Origin of the sequence: Sinisalibacter lacisalsi, assembly GCF_014640115.1 — a bacterium.
Lineage (GTDB): Bacteria > Pseudomonadota > Alphaproteobacteria > Rhodobacterales > Rhodobacteraceae > Sinisalibacter > Sinisalibacter lacisalsi.
Window position 1 is genome coordinate 593,503 of sequence record NZ_BMGI01000001.1, and the last position, 26,825, is coordinate 620,327.

Consider the following 26,825-nt stretch of genomic DNA (forward strand, 5'->3'; position numbering starts at 1 on the left):
CACCCCTCCGCGTCAACCGGCTGGCAACCTGTCGTATGCAAACCTCTGGAGCGGCGCGCGCGGCCATGGTATCGAGCGAAAAAGGCAGGAGCACAGGCCATGAAAAACCCTTACCAGCGGGTCGGCCCGGAGGCGTTCTGGAAACACGCCGTGGCCAGCCACTCGCCGTTCGAGATCGGCGGGCTGTGGACGCCGAAATACCCCGTCACGCCAGCGATGCCGATCGTTACCGCCGGATCGTGTTTCGCCCAGCACATCGGCAAGGCGCTGGCCGCGCGCGGCTACGCCTGGCACAACGCCGAGACCGCCCCGCCGATGCTCGACGAGGAAACGGCGCGGCGTTTCAACCACGGCATCTTCTCTTTCCGCACCGGCAACATCTACACCACCCGGATGCTGCGCCAATGGCTCGAACAGGCCCATGGCGAGGCGGAGCCAATGTGGGAAGCCTGGGAGGATGGCAAGGGGCGGGTGTTCGACCCGCTGCGGCCAACGATCGAACCCGGCGGCTTCGCCTCGGAGGACGAGATGCGCGCCGCGCGCGAGGTGACCTATGGGGCGATCCGCCGCGCGGTGCAGACGGCCGGGGTTTTCATCTTCACCCTCGGTCTCACCGAAAGCTGGGCCAACGCGGCCACGGGGCAGGAATACGCCAGCTGCCCCGGGACCTCGGCGGGCAGTTATGACCCCGAGGCGCATGTTTTCGTCAATCACCGCGTCGATGCGATCCAGGCCGATCTCGAGGCCGCGCTCGCGATCCTGAACCGGGCCAACCCCGATCTGAAGGTTTTGCTCACCGTCTCGCCGGTGCCGCTCACCGCCACCGCCTCGGGCCAGCATGTGCTCACCGCCACGAGCTACTCCAAGTCGGTGTTGCGCGCGGTGGCGGGCATGGCGGCGCAGGACCACGACTGGGTGGATTATTTCCCGTCCTACGAGATCATCACCGCGCCGCCCTACCGGGGCATGTTCTTCGAGCCGAACCAGCGATCGGTCACCGCCCATGGCGTTGACTTCGTGATGCGGAATTTCTTCGCCGACCAGGCCGCGGCCTTCGGCAAGGAGATCGCCCGCGAAAGCCGCGCGCGCGAGGCGGCGAGGCAGGGTTGCCGAAGCGCGGGAGGCGGTCAAGAGCGCAGGCGTGGTCTGCGAGGAGGAGATGCTCAATGCCTTCGGCTGACCGGATCTGCGTTTACGGCGACAGCCATATCGGCTCGGTCAAGCGCGCGCTCGATGCGGGGCTGCTGCCGGAGCTGGAAGGTCGATTGGCGTTCTGGGGCGCGGCGGGCCCGGCGTTTCGGGGGCTTCGGCTCAAGGGCGGTCGCATCGTGCCCGACGCGGCGGCGGTCGAGGCCGTTGCCAAGGTGCGCGGCGATGGGCCGGAAACCCTGGGGCCCGGCGATTTCGACGCCTTCGTGTTCTACGCCGCGCGGATGCGCATCGGCGACCTGGTGCTGGCGATGCAGCGCCACGAGGCCGCCCATGGCCTGGTTTCGCAGGCGGTGATGGAGGCCGCGGTGGGCCAGTGGCTGGGCCGCATCCGGGCCTATCGCTTCGCCCAGGCTTTCGCCGGGGCGGGGGGCGGATCGCCTTCGTGCCGGCGTCCTTTCCAACCACCGGCGTGATCGACGCGGCACGGGAAGCCGAGCTTTACCACGCACCGCGCGAGGCCGGGGCGGTGGCGCGCACGCTCGACGCGGTGGCACGGGTGGGGGCAGCCGACGGTGTGACGCTGGTACACCAGCCCGACGACACGCTGACGCCCGAGTTGATGACCAAGGCCGAGTTCGCCGCCGAATCCGCGCGGGAAAACGGTGACGTGGTGCATAAGAGCCCGCCCTTCGCCGCGATCATGATGCGCGCGGCGCTGGGCGCGCTCGAGGCGCGCGCCGAGGCGGCCTGACCGGAAGCGAAGAACGGCATGGCGCTTTTTGATGACATCACGGTGCGCCTCGCCCGAGCACGCGCGACGCGCAAGGCGCAGCCCACTGCTGCGGTCGCCGCGCTGGCGGGCGACCTTCCCCGGCCCGAGCCGCTGGCGGCCGATACCGAGGCGGGCAAGGTCGCGCTGCGCCTGTTCAGGCCGGAAGGGGCGGGAACGGATGCGCCGGTCTACATCAATTTCCACGGTGGTGGCTTCGTGCTGCGCGCACCGGAGATGGACGATCATATCTGCCGCGGCCTCGCCGCCCGGCTGGGCTGCGTGGTGCTCAGCCCCGATTACGCCACCGCGCCGGGCGCGCGCTTCCCCGCCGCGCCGACGCAGGCCCTGGCGCTCGGCTGGTGGGCCAGTTTCGCCGGCCGCAAGCTGGGGTGGGACGGCAAGCGCATCGCGCTGGGCGGGCAGGGCGCGGGGGCCAACCTCGCGATCGGCGCCTGCCTGGATCTGCCGGCGCGGATGGGGTTCAAGCCTCGCGGAGTGGTCGCCACGTCGCCGCTGCTCGATCTCGCCCAGCCGCCGCAGGGCCTTTCGCGCCTCGCTCGCGCGGGGCTTGCCGCCTACCTGCCCGATCCGGTCGCCCGCGCCGCGCCTCTGGCCTCGCCGCTGCGGGCCGAAACGCTGGCGGGCTTTCCGCCCACGCTCCTGGCCTTCGGGGCGACCGATCCCTGGCGCGGGCAAGGCGAGGCCTTCGCCGACCGGCTGCGGCAGGCGGGCGCCAACCCGCAGGTGCGGATCGCGCCGGGGGCCGGGCATCGCGTTTTGCACGCTGGCCCGACGGACGCGGCCGCGGAGGTGCTTGCGGCGATGTCGGATTTCCTCGCGCCGCTTTTCGCGGGCGCCCGGGGAGGCTCTTGAAATGCCCGCGCGCTTCCCGTATGTGCGCTGCAACCCGTGAAAGGCATGATGATGGCGAAGACCAATCCGTTCCAGTTCATCCAGCAGGTTCGCTCGGAGGTCGCCAAGGTGGTGTGGCCGACGCGGCGCGAGGTTCTGCTCACCACCGGCATGGTTGTCGCCATGGCGGCGCTGACGGCGGTGTTCTTCTCGCTGGTCGACCTGGCGATTCGCTCGGGGCTGAACGGAATCCTCTCCGCCTTCGGCTGATCTCCGCCCAAACCTCTTGAATCCACGCGGGTTCGGGGCTATTCCCGGCTCCAATCCCCGAAGAGGCGTGCAATGATTCGAGTTGCACGCCGGTTTTTTTTCGGGCGCGCGGGTGACCGCGCAGGAATCAAAGACCCTTCGGCGAGGCATTCCCGCCAGGAAACGAGGCTGAAACGAGATGGCGAAACGGTGGTATTCGGTGAGCGTTCTCTCGAATTACGAGAAGAAGATTGCCGAGCAGATCAAAACGGCCGTGGCCGACGCCGGGCTCGAGGACGAGATCGACGAAGTGCTCGTGCCGACCGAAGAGGTCATCGAGGTGCGTCGCGGCAAGAAGGTGACCACCGAGCGCCGCTTCATGCCGGGCTACGTGCTCGTGCACATGGAAATGTCGGATCAGGGCTATCACCTGATCAGCTCGATCAACCGCGTCACCGGTTTCCTCGGCCCGCAGGGCCGCCCGATGCCGATGCGCGACGCCGAGGTGCAGGGCATCCTCGGCCGGGTTGAGGAAGGCGCCGAGGCGCCGCGCACGCTCATCAGCTTCGAGATCGGCGAGACGGTTTCGGTGACCGATGGCCCGTTCGAGGGCTTCGACGGTCAGGTCGAGGGCGTGGACGACGACAACCAGCGCCTCAAGGTGTCGGTCTCGATCTTCGGCCGGGCCACCCCGGTCGAACTGGAATTCACCCAGGTCACCAAACAGACCTGAGGCGAGTCCGGGCCACGGCCCGGTCAACATGTGGGAGGCGAGGGCGACGCGTTGTCCGGACCAGACCACGTCAACCAAAGGCGCCCGAACGCGTTCGGGGGCTGTTGAAGAAGGAGCAACCAGATGGCCAAGAAGGTCGCTGGCAAGATGAAGCTGCAGATCCCTGCAGGTCAGGCCAACCCGTCGCCGCCCGTGGGCCCCGCCCTCGGCCAGCGCGGGATCAACATCATGGAATTCTGCAAGGCGTTCAACGCCAAGACGCAGGAGATGGAGCAGGGCGCGCCCTGCCCGACCGAGATCACCTACTACGCCGACAAGTCGTTCACGATGAACATCAAGACCCCGCCGGCGTCGTATTTCCTCAAGAAGGCCGCCGGCCTGAAGCCCGTGGGCAAGCGCAACCGTCCGCGCGGCTCCGACAAGCCGGGCCGCGAGGTGATCGCCACCGTGACCGTCAAGCAGGTGCGCGAGATCGCGGAAGCCAAGATGAAGGATCTCAACGCCGTCGATATCGAGGGCGCGATGCAGATCATCCTCGGCTCGGCGAAGTCGATGGGTATCGAGGTGAAAGGTTGATCTGATGGCAAAAGTTGGAAAACGCACCCGCTCCGCCCGCGAAGCTTTCGCCGGTAAGGAAGATATCACCGTCGAGGAAGCCGTGACGCTGATCAAGGCGAACGCCAAGACGAAATTCGACGAAACCGTCGAGATCGCCGTGAACCTCGGGGTCGACCCGCGCCACGCCGACCAGATGGTGCGCGGCAAGGTCTCGCTGCCGAACGGCACCGGCAAGACCATGCGCGTCGCCGTCTTCGCCCGTGGCGAAAAGGCCGACGAAGCCAAGGCCGCCGGTGCCGACATCGTCGGTGCCGAGGACCTGATGGAAATCGTGCAGGGTGGCAAGATCGAGTTCGATCGCTGCATCGCCACGCCCGACATGATGCCGATCGTCGGTCGGCTCGGCAAGATCCTGGGCCCGCGCAACCTGATGCCGAACCCCAAGGTCGGCACGGTGACGATGGACGTGAAAGAGGCCGTCGAAGCCGCCAAGGGCGGCGAGGTCCAGTTCAAGGTCGAGAAGGCCGGCGTGGTTCATGCCGGCGTCGGCAAGGTGTCGTTCGACGAGGCCAAGCTGGTCGAGAACGTGCGCGCCTTCGTGGATGCCGTGCAGAAAGCCAAGCCCGCCGGGGCGAAGGGTGCCTACCTGAAGAAGGTGTCGCTCTCCTCGACCATGGGGCCGGGCGTCTCGGTCGATATCGACAACGCCACCGGCAACTGAGCCAGCGCGACAAGACATGGCAGGGGCGGGCAGATTTGCCCGCCCTTTTTCGTTGGGTGCCCGGTTCTTCCGTCAGGAATTGGTGATCTGGCCCGCCCGTGCCGCGTTGCGGCAGGTGTCGTCGAGTGTGCCCGTCGCGTGGCGGGCGGCGTCGAGGCTGGCGTCCGCGGTCTCGCCCGCAACGGCCCCGGCGGCGATTCGCGCGAGGCTGTAGGTCGGCACCCGGGCGGTGCCTCTCAGCGCGTCGCGCGCAAGGGCATGGGCAGCAAGGTAGTCGAGATGCGAGCCGATCAGCCCGGCGCCCGCCGCCGCGCCGCCGGTCGCGTTGGTTTCGCAGGCCGCGGCATCGGTCGACAGGAACGACCGGCAGATCATCGGCCGCGCGTCGTAAACCCGGCAGGCGCGGGTGACCGGATCGAGCGCGGGGCATGCGTCGGGGTGCCAGTCGCGCCCGTCGGGTTGGCCCGCGAGCGGCGCGAGGGCGTCATGCAGCCGCGTCGCCTCCGTCTCGGTGATCGTGCCGCCGTCGCCGCCCCTGAGGATGCAGCAGAACGCGCAGCCCTCGGCGCAGGCCGCCCTGCGCACCACCACGGGCGGATCGGACATCAACGCGTCGCGGGTTGCTGTCCCGATCGCGAGGGCGACCTCGCCGCGCGCCATGCCGGCCGCCACTTCGCGGGCGGCGCGGCCATGCCGCTCCGCGGTGGCGAGATAGGCGTCGAGCAGCCGGCGGGCGCGCTCGGTCGCGGCCTTGCCCGCGCCTTTCGCCCGGGCCCGCCGCACGCGCGCCCGCAAGCCGGCGAGCGCCCGTCCCGTTCCGCCCGGCTCGAATGATCCCGCTGTCATCGCCGCAACGCTCCTTCGCCTTCGACCTTGCCCCTCGGCGCATCTTCGCGCACTATAGGGGCCTGTCCGGCTGGATCGAAGCCCAAACCCGAAATCGGGGCTTTCAATTTCCAGCGCGACCTACTAAACCGCTCGCGACCGGTCGCCCGATTCTATCGTGGCGGCCTGTCAATTCGTCCGAGACGGTGGGTGGAGGTCATGGGCTTCCATAAATCCTGCCCGAGACGGGTAAACCAGATTTCTTCGGGCAGCCTGGCTCCCGGGGCGAGTTGGACGGACCCGTACGGACCCGATTGCCGGGGTTCGCGCCCCGGTGAAACATGAGCCGGGGGGTTCCAACCTCCCATACTTGGAGTGAAACTGTGGATAGAGCCCAGAAAGAGAAAGTGGTCGAGGAACTCGGCCAGATCTTCGAAAGCTCTGGCGTCGTAGTGGTTGCCCATTACGAAGGTCTCACGGTTGCTGAGATGCAGGACCTGCGCGGACGCATGCGCGAAGCGGGCGGGTCGGTGCGTGTTGCCAAGAACAAGCTCGCCAAGATCGCCCTCGATGGTAAGCCGGCCGCTTCGATCGCCGAATACCTGGAGGGGATGACCGTTCTCGCCTATTCCGAAGACCCTGTGGCCGCGGCCAAGGTCATGGATAAATACGCCAAGGATAACGAAAAGCTCGTGATCCTCGGCGGTGCCATGGGTGAGACGGCGCTGGATCTGGCTGGTGTCAAGGCGGTTGCCGCTATGCCGTCGCGTGAAGAGCTCATCGCTCAGATCGTGTCGCAGATCGGTGCACCTGCCGCAAACATCGCCGGGGCCATTGGCGCACCTGCTTCCAACATCGCATCCATCCTTTCCACCATCGAGGAAAAGGCTGCGTAAGCAATCGAAGGACCGACGTGAGCGCAAGCGCATAGACGTTGGAACACATCTGAAAGAACGGAAATCAAAATGGCTGATCTGAAGAAACTTGCCGAAGAGATCGTGGGTCTGACCCTTCTCGAAGCCCAGGAACTGAAAACCATCCTCAAGGACGAGTACGGCATCGAGCCCGCCGCCGGCGGCGCTGTGATGATGGCCGGCCCGGCTGGCGACGCCGGCCCCGCCGAAGAGGAGAAGACCGAGTTCGACGTCGTGCTGAAGAGCGCCGGCGCCAACAAGATCGCGGTCATCAAGGAAGTGCGCGGCCTCACCGGCCTTGGCCTCAAGGAAGCCAAGGACCTCGTGGAAGCCGGCGGCAAGATCAAGGAAGGCGTCTCCAAGGCCGAGGCCGAAGAGGTGCAGAAGAAGCTCGCCGACGCTGGCGCCGAAGTCGAGCTGGCCTAAGGGCCGTTGGGGCCGAGCCCCCGCAAAAATTCAGGCTGGGCCCGGAGAAATCCGGGTCCGGCCGAACCTGTCTTGGAAAGGGCTTGGGCGCTCTGAGCCCTTCCCAAGGCGCGGTTCGAGGATCGGGAGGTGGCCTGTGGGAGGGCTGCCAGGTATGGATCCGAACCCCCTGTTTCGAACGGTGCGCGAGCCGAAGCCCGGCGGCTACGCGCGTCAGTGAGAAAAGAAAGGTGCACACCTGATGGCGCAGTCCTACCTTGGCCAGAAACGTCTTCGCAAATACTACGGCAAGATCCGCGAAGTGCTGGAAATGCCGAACCTCATCGAGGTTCAAAAATCGTCCTACGACCTTTTCCTGAAGTCGGGTGATGCCGAGGAGCCCACCGATGGCGACGGTATCCAGGGCGTTTTCCAGTCGGTTTTCCCGATCAAGGATTTTAACGAAACCGCCGTGCTCGAATTCGTGAAATACGAGCTGGAAACGCCGAAATACGACGTCGAGGAGTGCATGGAGCGCGACATGACCTACGCGGCGCCGCTGAAGGTCACGCTCCGGCTCATCGTGTTCGATGTCGATGAAGATACCGGCGCCAAGAGCGTCAAGGACATCAAGGAGCAGGACGTGTTCATGGGCGACATGCCGCTCATGACGCCGAACGGCACCTTCGTCGTCAACGGCACCGAGCGCGTGATCGTGAGCCAGATGCACCGCTCGCCCGGCGTGTTCTTCGACCACGACAAGGGCAAGACGCACAGCTCGGGCAAGCTGCTGTTCGCCTGCCGCATCATTCCTTACCGCGGCTCCTGGCTCGATTTCGAGTTCGACGCGAAAGACATCGTCTTCGCGCGCATCGACCGCCGGCGCAAACTGCCGGTCACGACGCTGCTCTACGCCCTCGGCATGGACCAGGAAGGCATCATGGATGCCTATTACGAGACGGTCGATTTCAAGCTGAAGAAGAACAAGGGCTGGGTTACGCGGTTCTTCCCCGAGCGGGTGCGCGGCACCCGTCCGACGATCGACATCGTCGACGCCAAGACCGGCGAAGTGCTGTTCGAGGCGGGCAAGAAGATCACCCCGCGCGCGGTGAAGCAGCTGATCGACGAAGGCAACGTTTCCGAGCTTCTCGTCCCGTTCGACAACATCGTCGGCCGCTACGTCGCCAAGGACATCATCAACGAGGAAACCGGGGCGATCTACGTCGAGGCCGGCGATGAGCTGACCTGGGAAACCGACAAGGACGGCAACGTGACCGGCGGCAGCCTGAAAGAGCTGATCGACGCGGGTGTCACCAACATTCCGGTGCTCGACATCGACGGTGTCAACGTTGGCCCCTACATCCGCAACACCATGGCGGTGGACAAGAACATGAACCGCGACAGCGCGCTCATGGACATCTACCGCGTGATGCGCCCGGGCGAGCCGCCCACCGTCGACGCCGCCAGCACGCTGTTCGACAGCCTGTTCTTCGACAGCGAGCGCTACGATCTCTCGGCCGTCGGCCGGGTGAAAATGAACATGCGCCTCGATCTCGACGCCGACGATACCCAGCGCACCCTGCGCAACGCGGATATCGTGGCTTGCGTGAAGGCGCTTGTCGAATTGCGTGACGGCAAGGGCGAGGTGGACGATATCGACCACCTCGGCAACCGCCGCGTCCGCTCGGTCGGCGAGCTGATGGAAAACCAGTATCGCGTCGGCCTGCTGCGCATGGAGCGCGCGATCAAGGAGCGGATGTCGTCGGTCGAGATCGACACGGTGATGCCGCAGGACCTGATCAACGCCAAGCCCGCCGCGGCGGCGGTGCGCGAGTTCTTCGGCTCGTCGCAGCTTTCGCAGTTCATGGACCAGACCAACCCGCTCTCGGAAGTCACCCACAAGCGCCGTCTCTCGGCGCTTGGCCCGGGCGGCCTCACCCGAGAGCGCGCCGGCTTCGAGGTGCGCGACGTGCACCCGACGCACTACGGCCGCATGTGCCCGATCGAAACGCCGGAAGGCCCGAACATCGGCCTGATCAACTCGCTGGCCACCTTCGCGCGGGTGAACAAGTATGGTTTCATCGAAACCCCCTATCGCAAGGTGGTCGACGGCGCGGTGACCGACGAAGTCGTCTACATGTCGGCAACCGAGGAAATGCGCCACACCGTGGCGCAGGCCAACGCGCATCTCGATGAAAACGGCCGGTTCGAAAACGACATGGTCAACACCCGCCAGTCGGGCGAATACACCATGGCGCTGCGCGAAAGCGTCGATCTGATCGACGTGTCGCCGAAACAGCTGGTTTCGATTGCTGCATCGCTGATTCCGTTCCTCGAGAACGACGACGCCAACCGCGCGCTGATGGGCTCGAACATGCAACGCCAGGCAGTGCCGCTGTTGCAGGCCGAGGCGCCGCTCGTCGGCACCGGCATCGAGGGCAAGGTGGCGATCGACTCGGGGGCCGCGATCCAGGCCAAGCGCGGCGGCGTGATCGACCAGGTCGATGCCACCCGCATCGTGGTCCGGGCCACCGAGGAACTTCAGCCGGGCGATCCGGGCGTCGATATCTACCGCCTGCGCAAGTTCCAGCGGTCGAACCAGAACAGCTGCATCAACCAGCGCCCGCTGGTGAAGGTGGGGCAGGACGTGGCCAAGGGCGAAGTCATCGCCGATGGCCCCTCGACCGATCTTGGTGAACTGGCGCTGGGCAAGAACGTGGTCGTCGCCTTCATGCCGTGGAACGGCTACAACTACGAAGACTCGATCCTGATCTCCGAGCGCATCGCGCGTGACGACGTGTTCACCTCGATCCACATCGAGGAATTCGAGGTCGCGGCGCGCGATACCAAGCTCGGGCCGGAAGAGATCACCCGCGACATCCCCAACGTCGGCGAGGAGGCCCTGCGCAACCTCGACGAGGCGGGCATCGTTTACATCGGCGCCGAGGTGCAGCCGGGCGACATTCTCGTGGGCAAGATCACACCGAAGGGCGAAAGCCCGATGACGCCGGAAGAAAAGCTTCTGCGCGCCATCTTCGGCGAAAAGGCCTCCGACGTGCGCGATACCTCGCTGCGGGTGAAGCCGGGCGATTTCGGCACGGTCGTGGAAGTGCGGGTGTTCAACCGTCACGGCGTCGAAAAGGACGAGCGCGCGCTGCAGATCGAGCGCGAAGAGGTCGAAAGCCTCGCGCGTGACCGCGACGACGAACTCGCCATCCTCGAGCGCAACATCTACGCCCGCCTGCGGGTGATGATCGAGGGCAAGACCGCGGTGAAGGGGCCGAAAGGCGTGAAGGCGGGCTCGACGATCGACGCCGCCCTGCTCGACGACCAACTCTCGCGCGGCCAGTGGTGGCAGCTCGCTCTCGAAGACGAGGCCGACGCCGCCCAGGTCGAGGCCCTGCACGCGCAATACGAGGCGCAGAAGCGCGCGCTCGAGCACCGGTTCGAAGACAAGGTCGAGAAGGTTCGCCGGGGCGACGACCTGCCGCCGGGCGTGATGAAGATGGTCAAGGTCTTCATCGCCGTGAAGCGCAAGCTTCAGCCGGGCGACAAGATGGCCGGCCGCCACGGCAACAAGGGGGTGATCTCCAAGGTCGTGCCGATGGAAGACATGCCCTTCCTTGCCGACGGCACCCCGGTCGACTTCTGCCTCAACCCGCTCGGCGTGCCGAGCCGGATGAACGTGGGCCAGATCCTCGAAACCCACATGGGCTGGGCAGCCCGTGCGCTGGGCATCCAGATCGACGACGCGCTCTCCGAATACCGCCGCTCGGGTGATCTCACCCCGGTGCGCGAGGCGATGCGTCACGGCTACGGCGACGATGTCTATGACGAGGGGATCGCCGAGATGGACGAAGCCCGTCTGGTCGAGGCGGCGGAAAACGTCGCGCGCGGTGTTCCGATCGCCACCCCGGTGTTCGACGGCGCCAAGGAAGCCGACGTGAACGACGCACTGATGCGCGCGGGCTTCGACACCTCGGGCCAGTCGGTGCTGTTCGATGGTCGCAGCGGCGAGCAGTTCGCCCGCCCGGTGACGGTTGGGGTGAAATACCTCCTCAAGCTGCACCACCTGGTGGACGACAAGATCCACGCCCGTTCGACCGGCCCCTACAGTCTCGTCACCCAGCAGCCTCTGGGCGGCAAGGCGCAGTTCGGCGGCCAGCGCTTCGGCGAGATGGAAGTCTGGGCATTGGAGGCCTACGGCGCGGCCTACACGCTGCAGGAGATGCTCACCGTCAAGTCCGACGACGTGGCGGGGCGCACCAAGGTCTACGAGTCGATCGTCAAGGGCGAGGACAACTTCGAGGCCGGCGTGCCGGAGAGCTTCAACGTGCTCGTGAAGGAAGTTCGCGGCCTCGGCCTCAACATGGAACTCCTGGATGCGGAGGACGAGGAATAAAGGCGAAAGGGCCGAAAACGGCCCCTGCCAAGGCGTATTGAGACGCCTTGGCGCCGCCCCATCCCACTGCACCGATTTGAGGAATTCAAGATGAACCAGGAACTGACCAGCAACCCGTTCAACCCGCTCGCTTCGCCGAAGATCTTTGACGAGATCAAGGTGTCGTTGGCCTCGCCCGAACGGATCCTCTCGTGGTCCTACGGCGAGATCAAGAAGCCGGAAACGATCAACTACCGGACTTTCAAGCCCGAGCGCGACGGCCTGTTCTGCGCCCGCATCTTCGGGCCGATCAAGGACTACGAGTGCCTCTGCGGCAAATACAAGCGCATGAAGTATCGCGGCGTCGTCTGCGAGAAGTGCGGCGTCGAGGTGACGCTGCAGAAGGTGCGCCGCGAGCGGATGGGCCATATCGAGCTTGCCGCCCCCGTCGCCCACATCTGGTTCCTCAAGTCGCTGCCCAGCCGCATCGGCCTGATGCTCGACATGACCCTGCGCGATCTCGAGCGGATTCTCTACTTCGAGAACTACGTGGTGATCGAACCGGGCCTGACCGATCTGCACTACGGCCAGTTGATGACCGAAGAAGAGTTCATGGATGCCCAGGACCTCTACGGCATGGACGCCTTCACCGCCAACATCGGCGCCGAGGCGATCCGCGAGATGCTCGCCCAGATCGACCTCGAGGCCGAGGCGGAACAGCTTCGTGCCGATCTCGCGGTGGCAACGGGTGAGCTGAAGCCCAAGAAGATCATCAAGCGGCTGAAGATCGTGGAAAGCTTCCTCGAGTCGGGCAACCGCCCGGAGTGGATGATCCTCACCGTGATCCCGGTGATTCCGCCGGAACTGCGCCCGCTGGTGCCGCTCGACGGTGGCCGCTTCGCGACCTCCGACCTGAACGACCTCTACCGCCGGGTGATCAACCGCAACAACCGCCTCAAGCGGCTGATCGAACTGCGCGCGCCCGACATCATCGTGCGCAACGAAAAGCGGATGCTGCAGGAATCGGTCGATGCGCTGTTCGATAACGGCCGCCGCGGCCGCGTGATCACCGGCGCCAACAAGCGCCCGCTCAAGTCGCTCTCCGACATGCTCAAGGGCAAGCAGGGCCGGTTCCGCCAGAACCTGCTCGGCAAGCGGGTCGACTTCTCGGGCCGTTCGGTCATCGTGACCGGGCCGGAACTCAAGCTGCACCAGTGCGGCTTGCCGAAGAAGATGGCGCTCGAATTGTTCAAGCCGTTCATCTACTCGCGGCTCGAGGCCAAGGGCCTCAGCTCGACGGTGAAACAGGCCAAGAAACTGGTGGAAAAAGAGCGCCCCGAGGTCTGGGATATTCTCGACGAGGTGATCCGCGAACACCCGGTGCTGCTCAACCGCGCGCCGACGCTGCACCGCCTCGGCATCCAGGCCTTCGAACCGATCCTGATCGAAGGCAAGGCGATCCAGCTGCACCCGCTGGTCTGCTCGGCCTTCAACGCCGACTTCGACGGCGACCAGATGGCCGTCCACGTGCCGCTCTCGCTGGAAGCCCAGCTTGAAGCCCGCGTGCTGATGATGTCGACCAACAACGTGCTGTCGCCCGCCAACGGCGCGCCGATCATCGTTCCGTCGCAGGACATGATCCTTGGCCTCTACTACATCACGATGGAGCGCAAGGGCATGAAGGGCGAGGGCATGGTGTTCTCGTCGATCGAAGAGATCGAACATGCGCTCGAGGCCGGCGAAGTGCACCTGCACGCGCGTGTCCAGGCCCGGATCAATCAGATCGACGAAACCGGCCAGGAAGTCTGCAAGCGTTATGAGACGACGCCGGGCCGCGTGCGTCTCGGCGCGCTGCTGCCGCTCAACGCCAAGGCGCCGTTCGAACTCGTCAACCGTCTGCTGCGCAAGAAGGAAGTTCAGCAGGTCATCGACACCGTCTACCGCTACTGCGGCCAGAAGGAGAGCGTGATCTTCTGCGACCAGATCATGACGCTCGGCTTCAAGGAAGCCTTCAAGGCCGGCATCTCCTTTGGCAAGGACGACATGGTCATTCCCGACACCAAGTGGACGATCGTGGATGCCGTGCGCGACCAGGTGAAGGAATTCGAACAGCAATACATGGACGGCCTCATTACCCTTGGCGAGAAATACAACAAGGTGGTCGACGCCTGGTCGAAGTGCTCCGACAGCGTCGCCGACGCGATGATGGGCGAGATTTCGGCGGTGCGTTACGACGACGCCGGCGCCGAGAAGGAGCCGAACTCGGTCTACATGATGAGCCACTCGGGCGCGCGGGGCTCTCCGGCGCAGATGAAGCAGCTCGGCGGCATGCGCGGCCTGATGGCCAAGCCCTCGGGCGAGATCATCGAAACCCCGATCATCTCGAACTTCAAGGAAGGCCTGACCGTGCTCGAGTACTTCAACTCGACCCACGGCGCCCGCAAGGGTCTGGCCGACACCGCCCTGAAAACGGCGAACTCGGGTTACCTGACCCGCCGCCTCGTCGACGTGGCGCAGGATTCGATTGTTCGGGTCCACGATTGCGGCACCGAACTGGCGATCACCGCCAAGCCTGCGATCAACGACGGTGAAGTGGTGGCGAGCATTGGCGAGCGCATCCTTGGCCGGGTTGCCGCGGATGACGTCGTGCACCCCGCCACGGGCGAGGTGCTGGTGGCCAAGAACGAGCTGATCGACGAGCGCAAGGCCGACGCGGTCGAGGATGCCGGTGTCATCTCGATGCGGATCCGCAGCCCGCTGACCTGCGAGGCCGAGGAAGGCGTTTGCGCCATGTGCTACGGGCGTGACCTTGCCCGCGGCACCATGGTCAACATCGGTGAGGCGGTGGGAATCATCGCCGCCCAGTCGATCGGCGAACCCGGCACCCAGCTCACGATGCGGACCTTCCACATCGGCGGCATCGCCCAGGGTGGCCAGCAATCGTTCCAGGAAGCCAACCAGGACGGCAAGATCGAGTTCCGCAACACCAACCTGCTGGAAAACGCCGCCGGCGAGCAGATCATCATGGGCCGCAACATGCAGGTTGCGATCATGGACGAGAACGGCGTCGAACGCGCCCTGTTCAAGCCGGGCTACGGCTCCAAGCTCTTCGTGCGCGAAGGTGAGCAGGTGGCAAGGGGCGACAAGCTCTACGAATGGGACCCCTACACCCTGCCGATCATCGCCGAGTCGGCCGGCAGCGTTCGCTTCGTCGACCTGATCTCGGGCCTGTCCGTGCGTGAAGATACCGACGATGCCACGGGCATGACCCAGAAGATCGTGTCGGACTGGCGGTCGGCGCCGAAGGGTTCCGATCTCAAGCCCGAGATCATCCTCGTGGGTGAAGACGGCGAGCCGGTTCGCAACGACGCCGGCAACCCGATCACCTACCCGATGTCGGTGGACGCGATCCTCTCGGTCGAAGATGGCGCCGATATCCAGGCCGGCGACGTTGTGGCGCGTATCCCGCGCGAGGGCGCGAAGACGAAGGACATCACCGGCGGTCTGCCGCGGGTGGCCGAACTCTTCGAAGCGCGCCGTCCGAAAGACAACGCGATCATCGCCGAGATCGACGGTTACGTGCGCTTCGGAAAGGACTACAAGAACAAGCGCCGCATCACCATCGAGCCCGCCGACGACAGCCTCGAGCCGGTGGAATACATGGTGCCCAAGGGCAAGCACATCCCGGTTGTGGAAGGCGATTTCGTCCAGAAGGGCGACTACATCATGGACGGCAACCCCGCGCCGCACGACATCCTCGCCATCATGGGCGTCGAGGCGCTGGCCGACTACATGATCGACGAGGTGCAGGACGTTTACCGGCTGCAGGGCGTGAAGATCAACGACAAGCACATCGAGGTGATCGTTCGCCAGATGCTGCAGAAGTGGGAGATCACGGACTCGGGCGAATCGACCCTGCTCAAGGGCGAGCATGTCGACAAGGCCGAGTTCGACGCCGCCAACGAGAAGGCGATTTCCAAGGGCGGTCGCCCGGCGCAAGGCCAGCCGATCCTCCTCGGGATCACCAAGGCGTCGCTGCAGACGCGGTCGTTCATCTCCGCCGCCTCCTTCCAGGAGACGACGCGGGTGCTCACCGAGGCCTCGGTTCAGGGCAAGCGTGACAAGCTCGTGGGGCTGAAGGAAAACGTCATCGTCGGCCGGCTGATCCCGGCTGGCACCGGCGGCGCAACCCAGAAGGTGCGCCACATCGCCCAGGAGCGCGATCGCAAGGTCATCGAGGCCGCGCGCGCCGAGGCCGAGGCTGCAGCGGCTCTCGCCGCTCCTGTCGAAGGCAGCGATGTTTCGGCCGACGATTTCTTCCGCAGCAAGGATACGGATATCGTCGACACGCCCGAAACCGATGGCGACGAACAGCCCTGATCGGTTCTGTCGACCATGAAAACCAAGGCCCCGCCGCACCGTCGGCGGGGCTTTTTCTTACCGACCAACGGTCTTTTCGGCCTCTGCGGGTTCTGACATAGTCAGCCCATGGTTGAAGTGGTGAACAGCACGGTGCACGGGGTACAGGTTCTGGGCCTGTGCCGGTTTTCGGTGCCCTCGAAAGGCGCCTTCCAGGTGCATCACCACTACGTCGCCAACCGCCGGGCCTTTCTCTACGATCCCAAGCGCCTCGCCTTGCGGTTCGCGTGGTTCGAGCATGTTGTGCTGCCCGGTATCGCCGGGCAGAAAGACCCGAACTTCAAGCTCGTGGTGGTGCTGGGCGAAGACCTGCCCGAGCCGTGGCGGAGCCGGATGCTCGGCCACGTCGAGGCGATCCCCCAGCTCGTCGCCGAATTCGTCCCACCCGGGGATCACCGCCAGGTCTGCGCCGATGCCATCGCCCGCCATATCGACCCGGAGGCGGAGGCGGTTCTGCAGTTCCGGCAGGATGATGACGACGCGGTGTCGGTCGATTTCGTGCGCCGCCTGCGCCGCGATTTCCGCAAGGTGCGGCGGCTGTTCAATTCCGGCGGGCCGATGGTGATCGACTACGTCCGCGGGCTCAACCTGTTCGGTGTCGGCGGAGAATTGGAGGCCTTTCCCCGGTTCGAGGCTTTCCTCGGCGTCGCCTTCGCGATCTGCACCCGGCCGGGCGACGGCAACCACGTGCTCGATTTCATGCACCACACGATCTGGCAGACCATGCCGGTGGTCACCCAGAGCGACAGCTACATGTGGGTGCGCGGCGTTCACGGCACCAACGACAGCGGCAGCCCGCGCCCCAAGGCGCATTTCGAGGCAGAGCCGGCCGCCCTGCGTCGCGCCCTGCGCCAGCGCTTCCGCATCGACCTGCCGGCGTTCAAACAGGCATTGCGCGCCTACCAAGACGAATACGGCGAGGCCGCCGAGTGAACGCCCGCCCGCCGGTGTCCGACAACCTGCGCGGCGCGGGGCTGATGATGCTCTCGATGGCCGCCTTCACCTTCAACGACACCGCGATCAAGGCGTTGGGCGACAGCGTGCCGCTGGCACAGGCGATCTTCCTGCGCGGGATGATGAGCACGGCCCTGATCTATCTCGCCGCCCGGCGCATGGGGGCGATCCGTCTGCGCCTGCCGCGGAGGGACTGGGCCCTCATCGCCGTGCGCAGCCTTGCCGATATCGGCGCCACCTTCCTGTTTCTCGCGGCCCTCATGCGGATGCCGCTGGCCAACCTGACGGCGATTCTCCAAGCCTTGCCGCTGACCGTGTCGCTGGCGGCGGCGCTGATATTCGGCGAGCCCCTGGGCTGGCGGCGGCTGGCGGCGATCGCCATCGGCTTTCTTGGCGTGATGCTGATCGTGCGGCCGGGGCCGGAGGGGTTCGACCTTCATGCCCTCTTCGCGCTGGGTGCGGTCGGTTTCGTCACCATACGCGATCTCGCCGCGCGCCGTCTTTCGCCGGCCACCCCCTCGGTGACGGTGGCGCTGGTGGGGGCGGCGGCGATCATGCTGGCTTCGGGCGTAATCACGGCATTCGACGGCTGGCACCCCGTTGCCCGGCCCGATCTCGGGCTGCTTGCGCTTGCCGCGGTGTTCGTTTTTGCCGGCTATCTCTCCTCGGTGATGACGATGCGGGTGGGCGAGATCGGCCTCGTCGCGCCGTTTCGCTATACCGGTCTGATCTGGGCGCTGTTCATGGGCTGGCTGGTGTTCGGCGACTGGCCCACGCCGCTTACGCTGCTCGGCGCGGGCATTGTCGTCGCCACCGGCCTGTTCACGCTCTACCGTGAACGCGCCCTGACGCGGGCGCGGCGCAGGAACGCCGCGCAGGGTTGATCGGGCCGGCGCGGCACCGGTTGCGACGAAGGCATGTTGACAACCCCCCCGACTCCCCATATACGCCGGCTCATTCGGGTGTCGGGGGAACTCCCTCCGCGCCTGCATCAGAGTTGAAGTGGACACGATCCGGGCACCAGCCCCGATCCTCTGACATCCCACCGCGTCGCCCCAAGGAATGGGGCGGGTGCGGCGGATTGCGTTTTGCGGACGCGTGAGGCGCAGAACAGATTAACCGGGGCGCGCGCCCCATGAACAGAGTGTTGCAACACGGGGACGAGACCCAATGCCAACGATCCAGCAGCTGATCCGCAAGCCGCGGCAGCCCAAAGTGAAGCGTTCCAAGTCGGTGCACCTGGAATCCTGCCCGCAGAAGCGCGGCGTCTGCACCCGCGTCTACACCACGACGCCGAAGAAGCCGAACTCGGCCATGCGGAAGGTTGCCAAGGTGCGCCTTTCCAATGGCTTCGAGGTGATCAGCTATATCCCCGGCGAGAGCCACAACCTGCAAGAGCACTCGGTTGTGCTCATCCGCGGCGGCCGTGTGAAAGACCTTCCGGGTGTGCGCTACCACATCCTTCGTGGCGTGCTCGATACCCAGGGCGTCAAAGACCGTCGCCAGCGTCGTTCGAAATACGGCGCGAAGCGTCCGAAGTAAGGAGAGACAAGGATGTCCCGTCGTCACGCCGCCGAGAAGCGCGAAGTCCTGCCCGATGCCAAGTATGGTGATCGGGTTTTGACGAAGTTCATGAACAACCTGATGATCGACGGCAAGAAGTCGGTCGCGGAAACGATCGTCTACAACGCCCTGAGCCGCGTTGAAGACAAGGTGAAGCGCGCGCCGGTGGAAGTGTTCCACGAGGCGCTCGACAACATCAAGCCCTCCGTCGAAGTGCGTTCGCGCCGGGTTGGTGGCGCCACCTACCAGGTGCCCGTCGAGGTGCGTCCTGAGCGCCGTGAAGCGCTGGCGATCCGCTGGCTCATCATTGCCTCCCGCAACCGCAACGAAAACACGATGGAAGAGCGCCTCGCCGGCGAACTGCTTGACGCGGCGAACAGCCGCGGCACCGCCGTGAAGAAGCGTGAAGACACCCACAAGATGGCCGACGCGAACAAAGCGTTCAGCCACTACCGCTGGTAAGGGGGCCACAATGGCACGCGAATACCAACTCAACCGATACCGCAACTTCGGCATCATGGCGCACATCGACGCTGGCAAGACCACGACGACCGAGCGCATCCTGTTCTACACCGGCAAGTCCCACAAGATCGGCGAAGTCCACGACGGCGCCGCGACGATGGACTGGATGGAGCAGGAGCAGGAACGCGGCATCACCATCACCTCGGCCGCGACCACCACGTTCTGGCAGCGCCAGGAAGACCCGACCGCCGAGGGCACCTCGGACACCAAGGTGCGCTTCAACATCATCGACACTCCCGGCCACGTCGACTTCACGATTGAAGTCGAGCGTTCGCTTGCCGTGCTCGACGGCGCCGTGGCGCTGCTCGACGCCAACGCCGGCGTGGAGCCGCAGACCGAGACGGTGTGGCGCCAGGCCGACCGTTACAAGGTCCCGCGCATGGTGTTCGTAAACAAGATGGACAAGATCGGCGCCGACTATTTCAACTGCGTGAAGATGATCAAGGATCGCACCGGTGCGATCGCGGTTCCGATCAACTTCCCGATCGGGGCCGAAGACCAGCTCGAGGGCATCGTCGACCTGCTCAAGATGGAAGAATGGGTCTGGATCGGCGAAGATCTCGGCGCATCGTGGGTTCGCCAGCCGATCCGTCCCGAGCTGCAGGACACCGCCGAAGAGTGGCGGTCGCACCTGATCGAGCATGCCGTCGAAATGGACGACGACGCGATGGAGGCCTACCTCGAGGGCAACGAACCCGACGAGGACACCCTGCGCAAGCTGATCCGCAAGGGCACCCTGTCGCTCAGCTTCGTCCCGGTTCTGGGTGGCTCGGCGTTCAAAAACAAGGGCGTCCAGCCGCTGCTGAACGCGGTGATCGACTTCCTGCCGTCGCCGCTCGACGTGCCACCCTACATGGGCTTCGCCCCGGGCGACGAGACGGAAACTCGTAACATCGCCCGCTCGGCCGATGACAGCCAGCCCTTCGCCGGGCTCGCCTTCAAGGTCATGAACGACCCCTTCGTGGGCTCGCTCACCTTCACGCGCATCTATTCGGGTGTGCTGAAGAAGGGCGACGGCATCATGAACTCGACCAAGGGCAAGCGTGAGCGCATCGGACGGATGATGATGATGCACTCGATCAACCGCGAGGAAATCGAAGAGGCCTACGCGGGCGACATCATCGCGCTGGCCGGCCTGAAGGAAACCACCACCGGCGACACGCTGTGCGATTCGCAGAACCAGGTGGTGCTCGAAACCATGACCTTCCCGGATCCGGTGATCGAGATCGCGGTCGAGCCGAAAACCAAGGCCGACCAGGAGAAGATGGCGCAGGCGCTTCAGCGTCTCGCCGCCGAAGATCCGTCGTTCCGCGTCGAGACCGATCTCGAATCGGGCCAGACGATCATGAAGGGCATGGGCGAACTTCACCTCGACATCCTCGTCGACCGGATGAAGCGTGAATTCAAGGTCGAGGCCAACATCGGCGCGCCGCAGGTGGCTTACCGCGAAACCATTTCGCACAAGGTCGAGCACACCTACACCCACAAGAAGCAGTCGGGTGGTTCGGGCCAGTACGCCGAGGTCAAGCTGGAGATTTCGCCGACCGAGCCGGGCGAGGGCTACTCGTTCGAAAGCCGTATCGTCGGCGGCGCGGTGCCGAAGGAATACATCCCCGGTGTCGAAAAGGGCATCCAGTCGGTGATGGACTCCGGCCCGATCGCCGGCTTCCCGGTGATCGACTTCAAGGTGGCGCTGGTCGACGGCAAGTTCCACGACGTGGACTCCTCGGTGCTCGCCTTCGAGATCGCCAGCCGCATGGGTATGCGCGAAGGTCTCAAGAAGGCCGGCGCGAAGCTGCTCGAGCCGATGATGAAGGTCGAGGTGGTGACGCCGGAGGAATACACCGGCAACATCATCGGTGATCTGACCTCGCGGCGCGGCCAGGTGTCGGGCCAGGAGCCGCGCGGCAATGCCGTCGCGATCCAGGCGTTCGTGCCGCTGGCCAACATGTTCGGCTACATCAACAACCTGCGCTCGATGTCGAGCGGCAGGGCCCAGTTCACGATGCAGTTCGACCACTACGAACCGGTTCCGCAGAACATCTCGGACGAGATCCAGTCGAAATACGCATAACCGGGATGGCGGGGTGAACCCCGCCCTACCCACCACCCGTAGGGCGGGGCCTCCCCGCCACCCGAAACGAAAAGGAAGACAAGATGGCTAAGGAAAAGTTTGAACGCTCCAAACCGCACGTGAACGTCGGGACGGTTGGTCACGTTGACCACGGCAAGACGACACTGACGGCGGCGATCACGAAGTATTTCGGCGATTTTCGCGATTACGACCAGATTGACGGCGCGCCTGAGGAGAAGGCGCGGGGGATCACGATTTCGACGGCGCACGTCGAGTACGAGACCGACGCCCGTCACTACGCGCACGTCGACTGCCCCGGCCACGCCGACTACGTGAAGAACATGATCACGGGCGCGGCGCAGATGGACGGCGGGATCATCGTGGTTTCGGCCGCTGACGGCCCGATGCCGCAGACGCGCGAGCACATCCTTCTGGCGCGCCAGGTGGGTGTTCCGGCGCTGGTGGTGTACATGAACAAGGTGGACCAGGTTGACGACGAGGAGCTTCTCGAACTCGTCGAGATGGAGATCCGCGAGCTTCTGACCGAGTACGAGTTCCCCGGCGACGACATTCCGATCATCAAGGGCTCGGCGCTGGCCGCCCTCGAGGGCCGCGATCCGGAGATCGGCGAGAACTCGATCCGCGAGCTGATGGCGGCGGTCGACGAGTTCATCCCGACGCCGGAGCGCGCGGTTGACCTGCCGTTCCTGCTGCCGATCGAAGACGTGTTCTCGATCTCTGGGCGTGGCACGGTTGTGACCGGCCGGGTCGAGCGTGGCGTCGTCAACGTGGGCGACGAGCTCGAGATCGTGGGCATCCGCGACACCAAGAAGACGACCTGCACGGGCGTGGAGATGTTCCGCAAGCTGCTTGACCGCGGCGAGGCCGGCGACAACGTGGGCGTTCTGCTGCGCGGCATCGACCGTGACGCGGTCGAGCGTGGCCAGGTTCTGTGCAAGCCCGGTTCGGTGACGCCGCACACGAAGTTCGAGTGCGAGGTCTACATCCTGACCAAGGAGGAAGGCGGCCGCCACACGCCGTTCTTCGCGAACTACCGTCCGCAGTTCTACTTCCGCACGACGGACGTGACCGGCACGGTGACGCTGCCCTCGGGCACGGAGATGGTGATGCCGGGTGATAACCTGAAGTTCGAGGTCGAGCTGATCGCCCCGATCGCGATGGAAGACGGCCTGCGCTTCGCCATCCGCGAAGGCGGCCGCACCGTCGGATCCGGCGTCGTGTCGAAGATCGTAGAGTAATCAAACCTGTTCGATGTAGGGCGCGGGCCCGACCCGCTCCCTACCTCTCAACGCGAAAGGCAAGACCCATGGCGCTTCAAGGCCAAAACATTCGCATCCGCCTCAAGGCGTTCGATTACCGTGTGCTGGATGCCAGCACCGCGGAAATCGTGAGCACCGCCAAGCGGACGGGTGCCCAGGTGCGCGGACCCATTCCGCTGCCCAACAAGATCGAGAAGTTCACGGTTCTCCGTGGGCCGCACATCGACAAGAAATCCCGCGACCAGTTCGAGATCCGCACCCACAAGCGGCTTCTCGACATCGTCGACCCGACGCCGCAGACCGTGGACGCGCTGATGAAGCTCGACCTCGCCGCCGGCGTTGACGTTCAGATCTCGGTCTAAGGAGGGCATCGGTAATGCGCTCTGGCATTCTCGCAAAGAAGGTGGGCATGACCCGCCTGTTCATGGAGGACGGGAAGCAGATCCCCGTGACCGTTCTTCAACTCGACAACCTGCAGGTGGTGGCTCAGCGCACCGCCGAGCGCGACGGCTACACCGCCGTTCAGCTCGGTGCCGGCGCGGCCAAGGCCAAGCGGACGTCTCAAGCCATGCGCGGCCATTTCGCGGCCGCCAAGGTGGAGCCCAAGCGTAAACTCGTCGAGTTTCGCGTAAGCCCCGACAACCTGATCGACGTGGGCGCCGAGCTTTCGGCCGAGCACTTCGTCGAAGGCCAGAAGGTGGACGTTTCCGGCACCTCGATCGGCAAGGGTTTCGCCGGTGCCATGAAGCGGCACAACTTCGGCGGCCTGCGCGCCTCGCACGGCGTGTCGATCAGTCACCGTTCGCACGGCTCCACCGGTCAGTGCCAAGACCCGGGCCGCGTGTTCAAGGGCAAGAAGATGGCCGGCCACATGGGCGCCGCCCGCGTCACCACCCAGAACCTGGAAGTGGTGCGGACCGACGCTGAGCGTGGGCTCGTCTTCATCAAGGGCGCCGTGCCCGGTTCGAAGGGCGGCTGGGTCACCGTGAAAGACGCGGTGAAGAAAAAGCTGCCTGACGGCGTGCCGCACCCGGCGGCCCTGAAATCGGACGCTCAACCGGTCGTGGAAGCGCCGGCAGAAGCCCCCGAAGGAGGCGCTGAAGCATGAAACTCGACGTGATCAAACTGGACGGCGGCAAGGCCGGCTCGGTCGATCTGGATGACGCGCTGTTCGGCCTCGAGCCGCGCGCCGACATCCTGCACCGCGTGGTCCGCTGGCAGCGCAACAAGGCGCAGGCCGGCACCCACAAGGTCAAGACCCGGTCGGAGACCAGCTACTCGACGAAGAAGATCTATCGCCAGAAGGGCACCGGTGGCGCACGCCACGGCGACCGCAACGCGCCGATCTTCCGAAAGGGTGGTATCTACAAGGGTCCGACCCCGCGCAGCCATGCCCATGAACTGCCCAAGAAGTTCCGCAAGCTGGGTCTGCGCCACGCGCTCAGCGCCAAGGCGAAGGCGGGCGAGCTGGTGATCATCGAGGCCGCCGAATCCAACGGCAAGACCTCGGCGCTCGCCAAGCAGCTCAAGAACCTGGGCTGGAAGCGCGCGCTGATCATCGACGGTGCGGAGGTGAACGAAACCTTCGCCCAGGCCGCGCGCAACATCGACGGGCTCGACGTGCTGCCCTCGATGGGCGCCAACGTCTATGACATCCTCAAGCGTGACACGCTGGTGCTCACGAAGGCGGGTGTCGAAGCTCTGGAGGCTCGGCTGAAATGACCGACAAGGCGAAACTCTACGACGTGATCCGCAAGCCGATCATCACCGAGAAGGCCACCATGGCGTCGGAATCCGGCGCGGTGGTGTTCGAAGTGTCGATCGACGCGAACAAGCCGCTGATCAAGGAGGCCGTCGAAAGCCTCTTCGGCGTCAAGGTGAAGGCGGTCAACACCACCATCACCAAGGGCAAGGTCAAGCGTTTCCGCGGCCAGACCGGCAAGCGGAGAGACGTGAAGAAAGCCTACGTGACGCTGGAAGAAGGCAACACGATCGACGTGACCACCGGGCTCTGAGCCTGGTGCCGGGCTGACCCCCGGCCCATGATCGAGAATTGGGAGGGCCCCTCGCGCGAGCGGGGGGCCTTTTCTCTTTGCTTGGGCGGCCTGGACACGCCAGAACCTGCCAAACACGGCCATGTGACCGGTTCCTTGCTTGATCTGCCCGGCCTTCGCAGCCCACACTAAGGTATCATTTCTTTACGAGAATCGTATCCCATGTTGACCCGACGCCATTTCGTCATCACCTCCGCGGCCCTTTTCTCGGCCCCGATCGCGCAGGCGCAGACGGCTGACGAGGCCGGGTCTGACGCCGTGGCCACTTCGGTCGAAACCGCGCCCGAACCGGCGCCGCGCGCGCCCCGGACATATCCGGCGAAATGGGATCGGTGGGACGCGCAGGTCACCCCCGCCAACTACGATCCGGCCACCTCCAACCCCTGGGGATTTCATCCGCGCTTCCTGCCGCAGCGGGTTGAGGCCAACCCGGGCCTGACGCCGGGGAGCCTCCATGTCGACGCGGTGGCGCGCTACCTCTACCACATCGGTGATGACGGGACGGCGATGCGCTACGGCGTCGCCATCGCCAAGGGCAACCTCTACGAGCCGGGCACCTATACCATCGGGCGCAAGGCCAAGTGGCCGACCTGGACGCCGACGAAGGCGATGATCAGGCGCGACCCGCAATACGCCAAGTATGAGCACGGCATGGATGCCGGCCCCCGCAACCCGCTCGGCTCGCGCGCCTTCTATCTATTCGTCGGCAACCGCGACACGCTGCTGCGCATCCACGGCTCGCCGCACCCCGGATCCATCGGCGGGCGCGCAAGCTCTGGCTGCGTCCGCATGGTGATGGCGCATATCAACGATCTCTACCCGCACGTCGCCAAGGGGGCGATGGCGGTGCTCTATCCGCCGGAAGACGTGATCGCGTCGCGCAGCTGAAGCGCCTCGGGCAAGGCCAAGCGCCGCGAACCTGCCGTCAGCCCGAAGCGCGGGAACAGATCGGCCGCCCGTCCTTCGACCGCAGCGGCAGGAAGGTCGTCTCCACCGGTCCGATGTGGCGGTAGACGTAGCAGCCATCGGCCTCGTCGATTTTCACGGCGTTGAGGTCCTGGTAGGGGGCGGCGATCGCCAGCACGCCCTCGGGAAGCTGCACGAAAGAGCCGGAGGGGCCAGAGGGCACGCCCGTGCCTTCGCAGGCCGCCAGAAACAGGGCCGCGCTGGCCAAGAGAAGAATCGGCTTTTTCATCAATAAAGACTCCTGTTCGGTGGTTGCAGAATGCGCGAAGCGGCAGCGGATAACCAGAGGGGAGGGGAAAACCAAAGGCTACGGGGCGACTGCCGGCCCGCCTGAAGCCAGGTGCCAACCGGCCCGGACTATCGCCCGTGGCGCCACGCCTCTTGACACCATCCTGCGCCAAACAACCGGCGCACTTGCCACGCCCCCCCAACCCCGCTATACCGCGCCAGTCACGTGGCCCCGGATTCGTTCCGGGGCCTCTGGCTTATTGAATTCGGGGACCTCCGGGGCCCTACACCCCGCTCCCTTCGGGGGGCACTAACAGACAGGCGGGGCAACCCGCCGCAAAGCAACGGAAGACAGAAAGCATGGCACTCAAGTCGTATAAGCCGACGACGCCGGGCCAGCGCGGGCTGGTGCTGATCGACCGTTCGGAGCTTTGGAAAGGACGTCCCGTCAAAGCCCTCACCGAGGGTCTGACGAAGAAGGGCGGCCGGAACAACACCGGACGGATCACGATGCGTCGCCGTGGTGGTGGCGCGAAGCGTCTCTATCGCATCGTCGATTTCAAGCGCAACAAGTTCGACGTTCCCGCCCGCGTGGCACGGATCGAATACGATCCCAACCGCACCGCCTTTATCGCCCTCATCGCCTATGACGATGGCGAGCAGGCCTACATCCTGGCCCCGCAGCGCCTCGCCGTCGGCGACCAGATCGTCGCGAGCCAGAAGGCCGACATCAAGCCCGGCAACGCGATGCCCTTCTCGGGCCTCCCGATCGGCACCATCGTGCACAACGTCGAGATGAAGCCCGGCAAGGGCGGCCAGATCGCGCGCGCCGCGGGCACCTATGCCCAGTTCGTCGGACGTGACGGCGGCTATGCCCAGATCCGGCTGTCGTCGGGCGAACTTCGCCTCGTGCGCCAGGAATGCATGGCCACGGTCGGCGCGGTGTCGAACCCCGACAACTCGAACCAGAACCTCGGCAAGGCCGGGCGCAACCGCCATTACGGCAAGCGCCCCTCTGTCCGCGGTGTCGTGATGAACCCGATCGACCACCCGCACGGCGGCGGTGAAGGCCGCACCAGCGGTGGCCGTCATCCGGTCACGCCCTGGGGCAAGCCGACCAAGGGTGCCCGCACCCGCAACAAGAACAAGGCGTCGTCGAAGCTGATCGTCCGCTCGCGTCACGCCAGGAAGAAGGGTCGGTAA

25 protein-coding genes are annotated in these 26,825 nt (G+C 65.3%); 23 read left to right on the forward strand and 2 right to left on the reverse strand.

Features of this window, described 5'->3' with window-relative positions; genetic code table 11:
• Positions 1-99: 99 nt before the first annotated feature.
• The 7 genes from IEW01_RS02945 to rplA all read left to right on the forward strand — a co-directional run bounded on the left by IEW01_RS02945 (position 100) and on the right by rplA (position 5,037).
• The gene (locus IEW01_RS02945) at positions 100-1,506 is read left to right on the forward strand and encodes a GSCFA domain-containing protein (RefSeq protein ID WP_229738028.1); all 1,407 of its coding nucleotides are present in this window, start codon (positions 100-102) and stop codon (positions 1,504-1,506) included.
• Positions 1,507-1,621: 115 nt separating this feature from the next.
• Complete coding sequence (locus IEW01_RS02955) at positions 1,622-1,903, forward strand: hypothetical protein (RefSeq protein ID WP_188526097.1); 282 nt, start codon at positions 1,622-1,624, stop codon at positions 1,901-1,903.
• Positions 1,904-1,921: 18 nt separating this feature from the next.
• The gene (locus tag IEW01_RS02960; RefSeq protein WP_188526098.1) at positions 1,922-2,797 is read left to right on the forward strand and encodes an alpha/beta hydrolase; all 876 of its coding nucleotides are present in this window, start codon (positions 1,922-1,924) and stop codon (positions 2,795-2,797) included.
• A 51-nt stretch (positions 2,798-2,848) separates the two neighbouring features.
• The gene (gene secE, locus IEW01_RS02965) at positions 2,849-3,046 is read left to right on the forward strand and encodes a preprotein translocase subunit SecE (RefSeq protein ID WP_188526660.1); all 198 of its coding nucleotides are present in this window, start codon (positions 2,849-2,851) and stop codon (positions 3,044-3,046) included.
• 178 nt (positions 3,047-3,224) lie between these two features.
• Positions 3,225-3,758 carry a transcription termination/antitermination protein NusG gene (gene nusG / locus IEW01_RS02970; protein WP_188526099.1) on the forward strand — a complete coding sequence of 178 codons (534 nt, stop codon included), beginning with the start codon at positions 3,225-3,227 and terminating at the stop codon, positions 3,756-3,758.
• 123 nt (positions 3,759-3,881) lie between these two features.
• Complete coding sequence (gene rplK / locus IEW01_RS02975; protein WP_188526100.1) at positions 3,882-4,334, forward strand: 50S ribosomal protein L11; 453 nt, start codon at positions 3,882-3,884, stop codon at positions 4,332-4,334.
• Between the two features lie 4 nt (positions 4,335-4,338).
• Entirely contained in the window at positions 4,339-5,037 is a 699-nt protein-coding gene (rplA, locus tag IEW01_RS02980; protein WP_188526101.1) for a 50S ribosomal protein L1, read from the forward strand.
• A gap of 72 nt (positions 5,038-5,109) precedes the next feature.
• Here the strand turns inward: rplA and IEW01_RS02985 are convergent, their stop codons facing one another.
• Positions 5,110-5,883, reverse strand: a complete 774-nt coding sequence (locus IEW01_RS02985) for a YkgJ family cysteine cluster protein (RefSeq protein WP_188526102.1) — start codon at positions 5,881-5,883, stop codon at positions 5,110-5,112.
• 362 nt (positions 5,884-6,245) lie between these two features.
• Between IEW01_RS02985 and rplJ the strand changes: the two genes are divergently transcribed.
• The 15 genes from rplJ to IEW01_RS03060 all read left to right on the forward strand — a co-directional run bounded on the left by rplJ (position 6,246) and on the right by IEW01_RS03060 (position 25,316).
• A complete protein-coding gene (gene rplJ / locus IEW01_RS02990) occupies positions 6,246-6,758 on the forward strand; it encodes a 50S ribosomal protein L10 (protein ID WP_188526103.1) in 513 nt (170 codons plus the stop codon).
• A 69-nt stretch (positions 6,759-6,827) separates the two neighbouring features.
• Positions 6,828-7,202, forward strand: a complete 375-nt coding sequence (gene rplL / locus IEW01_RS02995; RefSeq protein WP_188526104.1) for a 50S ribosomal protein L7/L12 — start codon at positions 6,828-6,830, stop codon at positions 7,200-7,202.
• Between the two features lie 241 nt (positions 7,203-7,443).
• Positions 7,444-11,583, forward strand: a complete 4,140-nt coding sequence (gene rpoB, locus IEW01_RS03000) for a DNA-directed RNA polymerase subunit beta (RefSeq protein WP_188526105.1) — start codon at positions 7,444-7,446, stop codon at positions 11,581-11,583.
• Between the two features lie 90 nt (positions 11,584-11,673).
• Positions 11,674-15,942, forward strand: a complete 4,269-nt coding sequence (rpoC, locus tag IEW01_RS03005) for a DNA-directed RNA polymerase subunit beta' (RefSeq protein ID WP_188526106.1) — start codon at positions 11,674-11,676, stop codon at positions 15,940-15,942.
• A gap of 108 nt (positions 15,943-16,050) precedes the next feature.
• Positions 16,051-16,914, forward strand: a complete 864-nt coding sequence (locus tag IEW01_RS03010; RefSeq protein WP_188526107.1) for a glycosyltransferase — start codon at positions 16,051-16,053, stop codon at positions 16,912-16,914.
• Complete coding sequence (locus tag IEW01_RS03015) at positions 16,911-17,819, forward strand: DMT family transporter (RefSeq protein ID WP_268236798.1); 909 nt, start codon at positions 16,911-16,913, stop codon at positions 17,817-17,819. The genes IEW01_RS03010 and IEW01_RS03015 overlap by 4 nt, the downstream gene beginning before the upstream one ends.
• A 286-nt stretch (positions 17,820-18,105) precedes the next feature.
• The gene (rpsL, locus tag IEW01_RS03020; RefSeq protein WP_188526108.1) at positions 18,106-18,477 is read left to right on the forward strand and encodes a 30S ribosomal protein S12; all 372 of its coding nucleotides are present in this window, start codon (positions 18,106-18,108) and stop codon (positions 18,475-18,477) included.
• Positions 18,478-18,489: 12 nt separating this feature from the next.
• Positions 18,490-18,960, forward strand: a complete 471-nt coding sequence (gene rpsG / locus IEW01_RS03025; protein WP_188526109.1) for a 30S ribosomal protein S7 — start codon at positions 18,490-18,492, stop codon at positions 18,958-18,960.
• Between the two features lie 10 nt (positions 18,961-18,970).
• On the forward strand, positions 18,971-21,094 hold the full coding sequence (gene fusA / locus IEW01_RS03030) for an elongation factor G (RefSeq protein ID WP_188526110.1): 2,124 nt from the start codon (positions 18,971-18,973) through the stop codon (positions 21,092-21,094).
• 83 nt (positions 21,095-21,177) lie between these two features.
• On the forward strand, positions 21,178-22,353 hold the full coding sequence (gene tuf / locus IEW01_RS03035; RefSeq protein ID WP_188526111.1) for an elongation factor Tu: 1,176 nt from the start codon (positions 21,178-21,180) through the stop codon (positions 22,351-22,353).
• A 68-nt stretch (positions 22,354-22,421) separates the two neighbouring features.
• Positions 22,422-22,736, forward strand: a complete 315-nt coding sequence (gene rpsJ / locus IEW01_RS03040; protein ID WP_188526112.1) for a 30S ribosomal protein S10 — start codon at positions 22,422-22,424, stop codon at positions 22,734-22,736.
• A 14-nt stretch (positions 22,737-22,750) separates the two neighbouring features.
• A complete protein-coding gene (rplC, locus tag IEW01_RS03045) occupies positions 22,751-23,482 on the forward strand; it encodes a 50S ribosomal protein L3 (protein ID WP_188526113.1) in 732 nt (243 codons plus the stop codon).
• Positions 23,479-24,096, forward strand: a complete 618-nt coding sequence (rplD, locus tag IEW01_RS03050; RefSeq protein ID WP_188526114.1) for a 50S ribosomal protein L4 — start codon at positions 23,479-23,481, stop codon at positions 24,094-24,096. The genes rplC and rplD overlap by 4 nt, the downstream gene beginning before the upstream one ends.
• Entirely contained in the window at positions 24,093-24,389 is a 297-nt protein-coding gene (locus IEW01_RS03055; RefSeq protein WP_188526115.1) for a 50S ribosomal protein L23, read from the forward strand. Before rplD ends, IEW01_RS03055 begins: the two co-directional genes overlap by 4 nt.
• 201 nt (positions 24,390-24,590) lie before the next feature.
• Positions 24,591-25,316 carry a L,D-transpeptidase gene (locus IEW01_RS03060; RefSeq protein WP_188526116.1) on the forward strand — a complete coding sequence of 242 codons (726 nt, stop codon included), beginning with the start codon at positions 24,591-24,593 and terminating at the stop codon, positions 25,314-25,316.
• Positions 25,317-25,353: 37 nt separating this feature from the next.
• Here IEW01_RS03060 and IEW01_RS03065 read toward each other — a convergent pair whose 3' ends face one another.
• Entirely contained in the window at positions 25,354-25,623 is a 270-nt protein-coding gene (locus IEW01_RS03065) for a hypothetical protein (protein WP_188526117.1), read from the reverse strand.
• 359 nt (positions 25,624-25,982) lie between these two features.
• Here IEW01_RS03065 and rplB point away from each other — a divergent pair, with 359 nt between their 5' ends.
• Positions 25,983-26,825, forward strand: coding sequence for a 50S ribosomal protein L2 (gene rplB, locus IEW01_RS03070; RefSeq protein WP_188526118.1), 843 nt, complete (start codon positions 25,983-25,985; stop codon positions 26,823-26,825).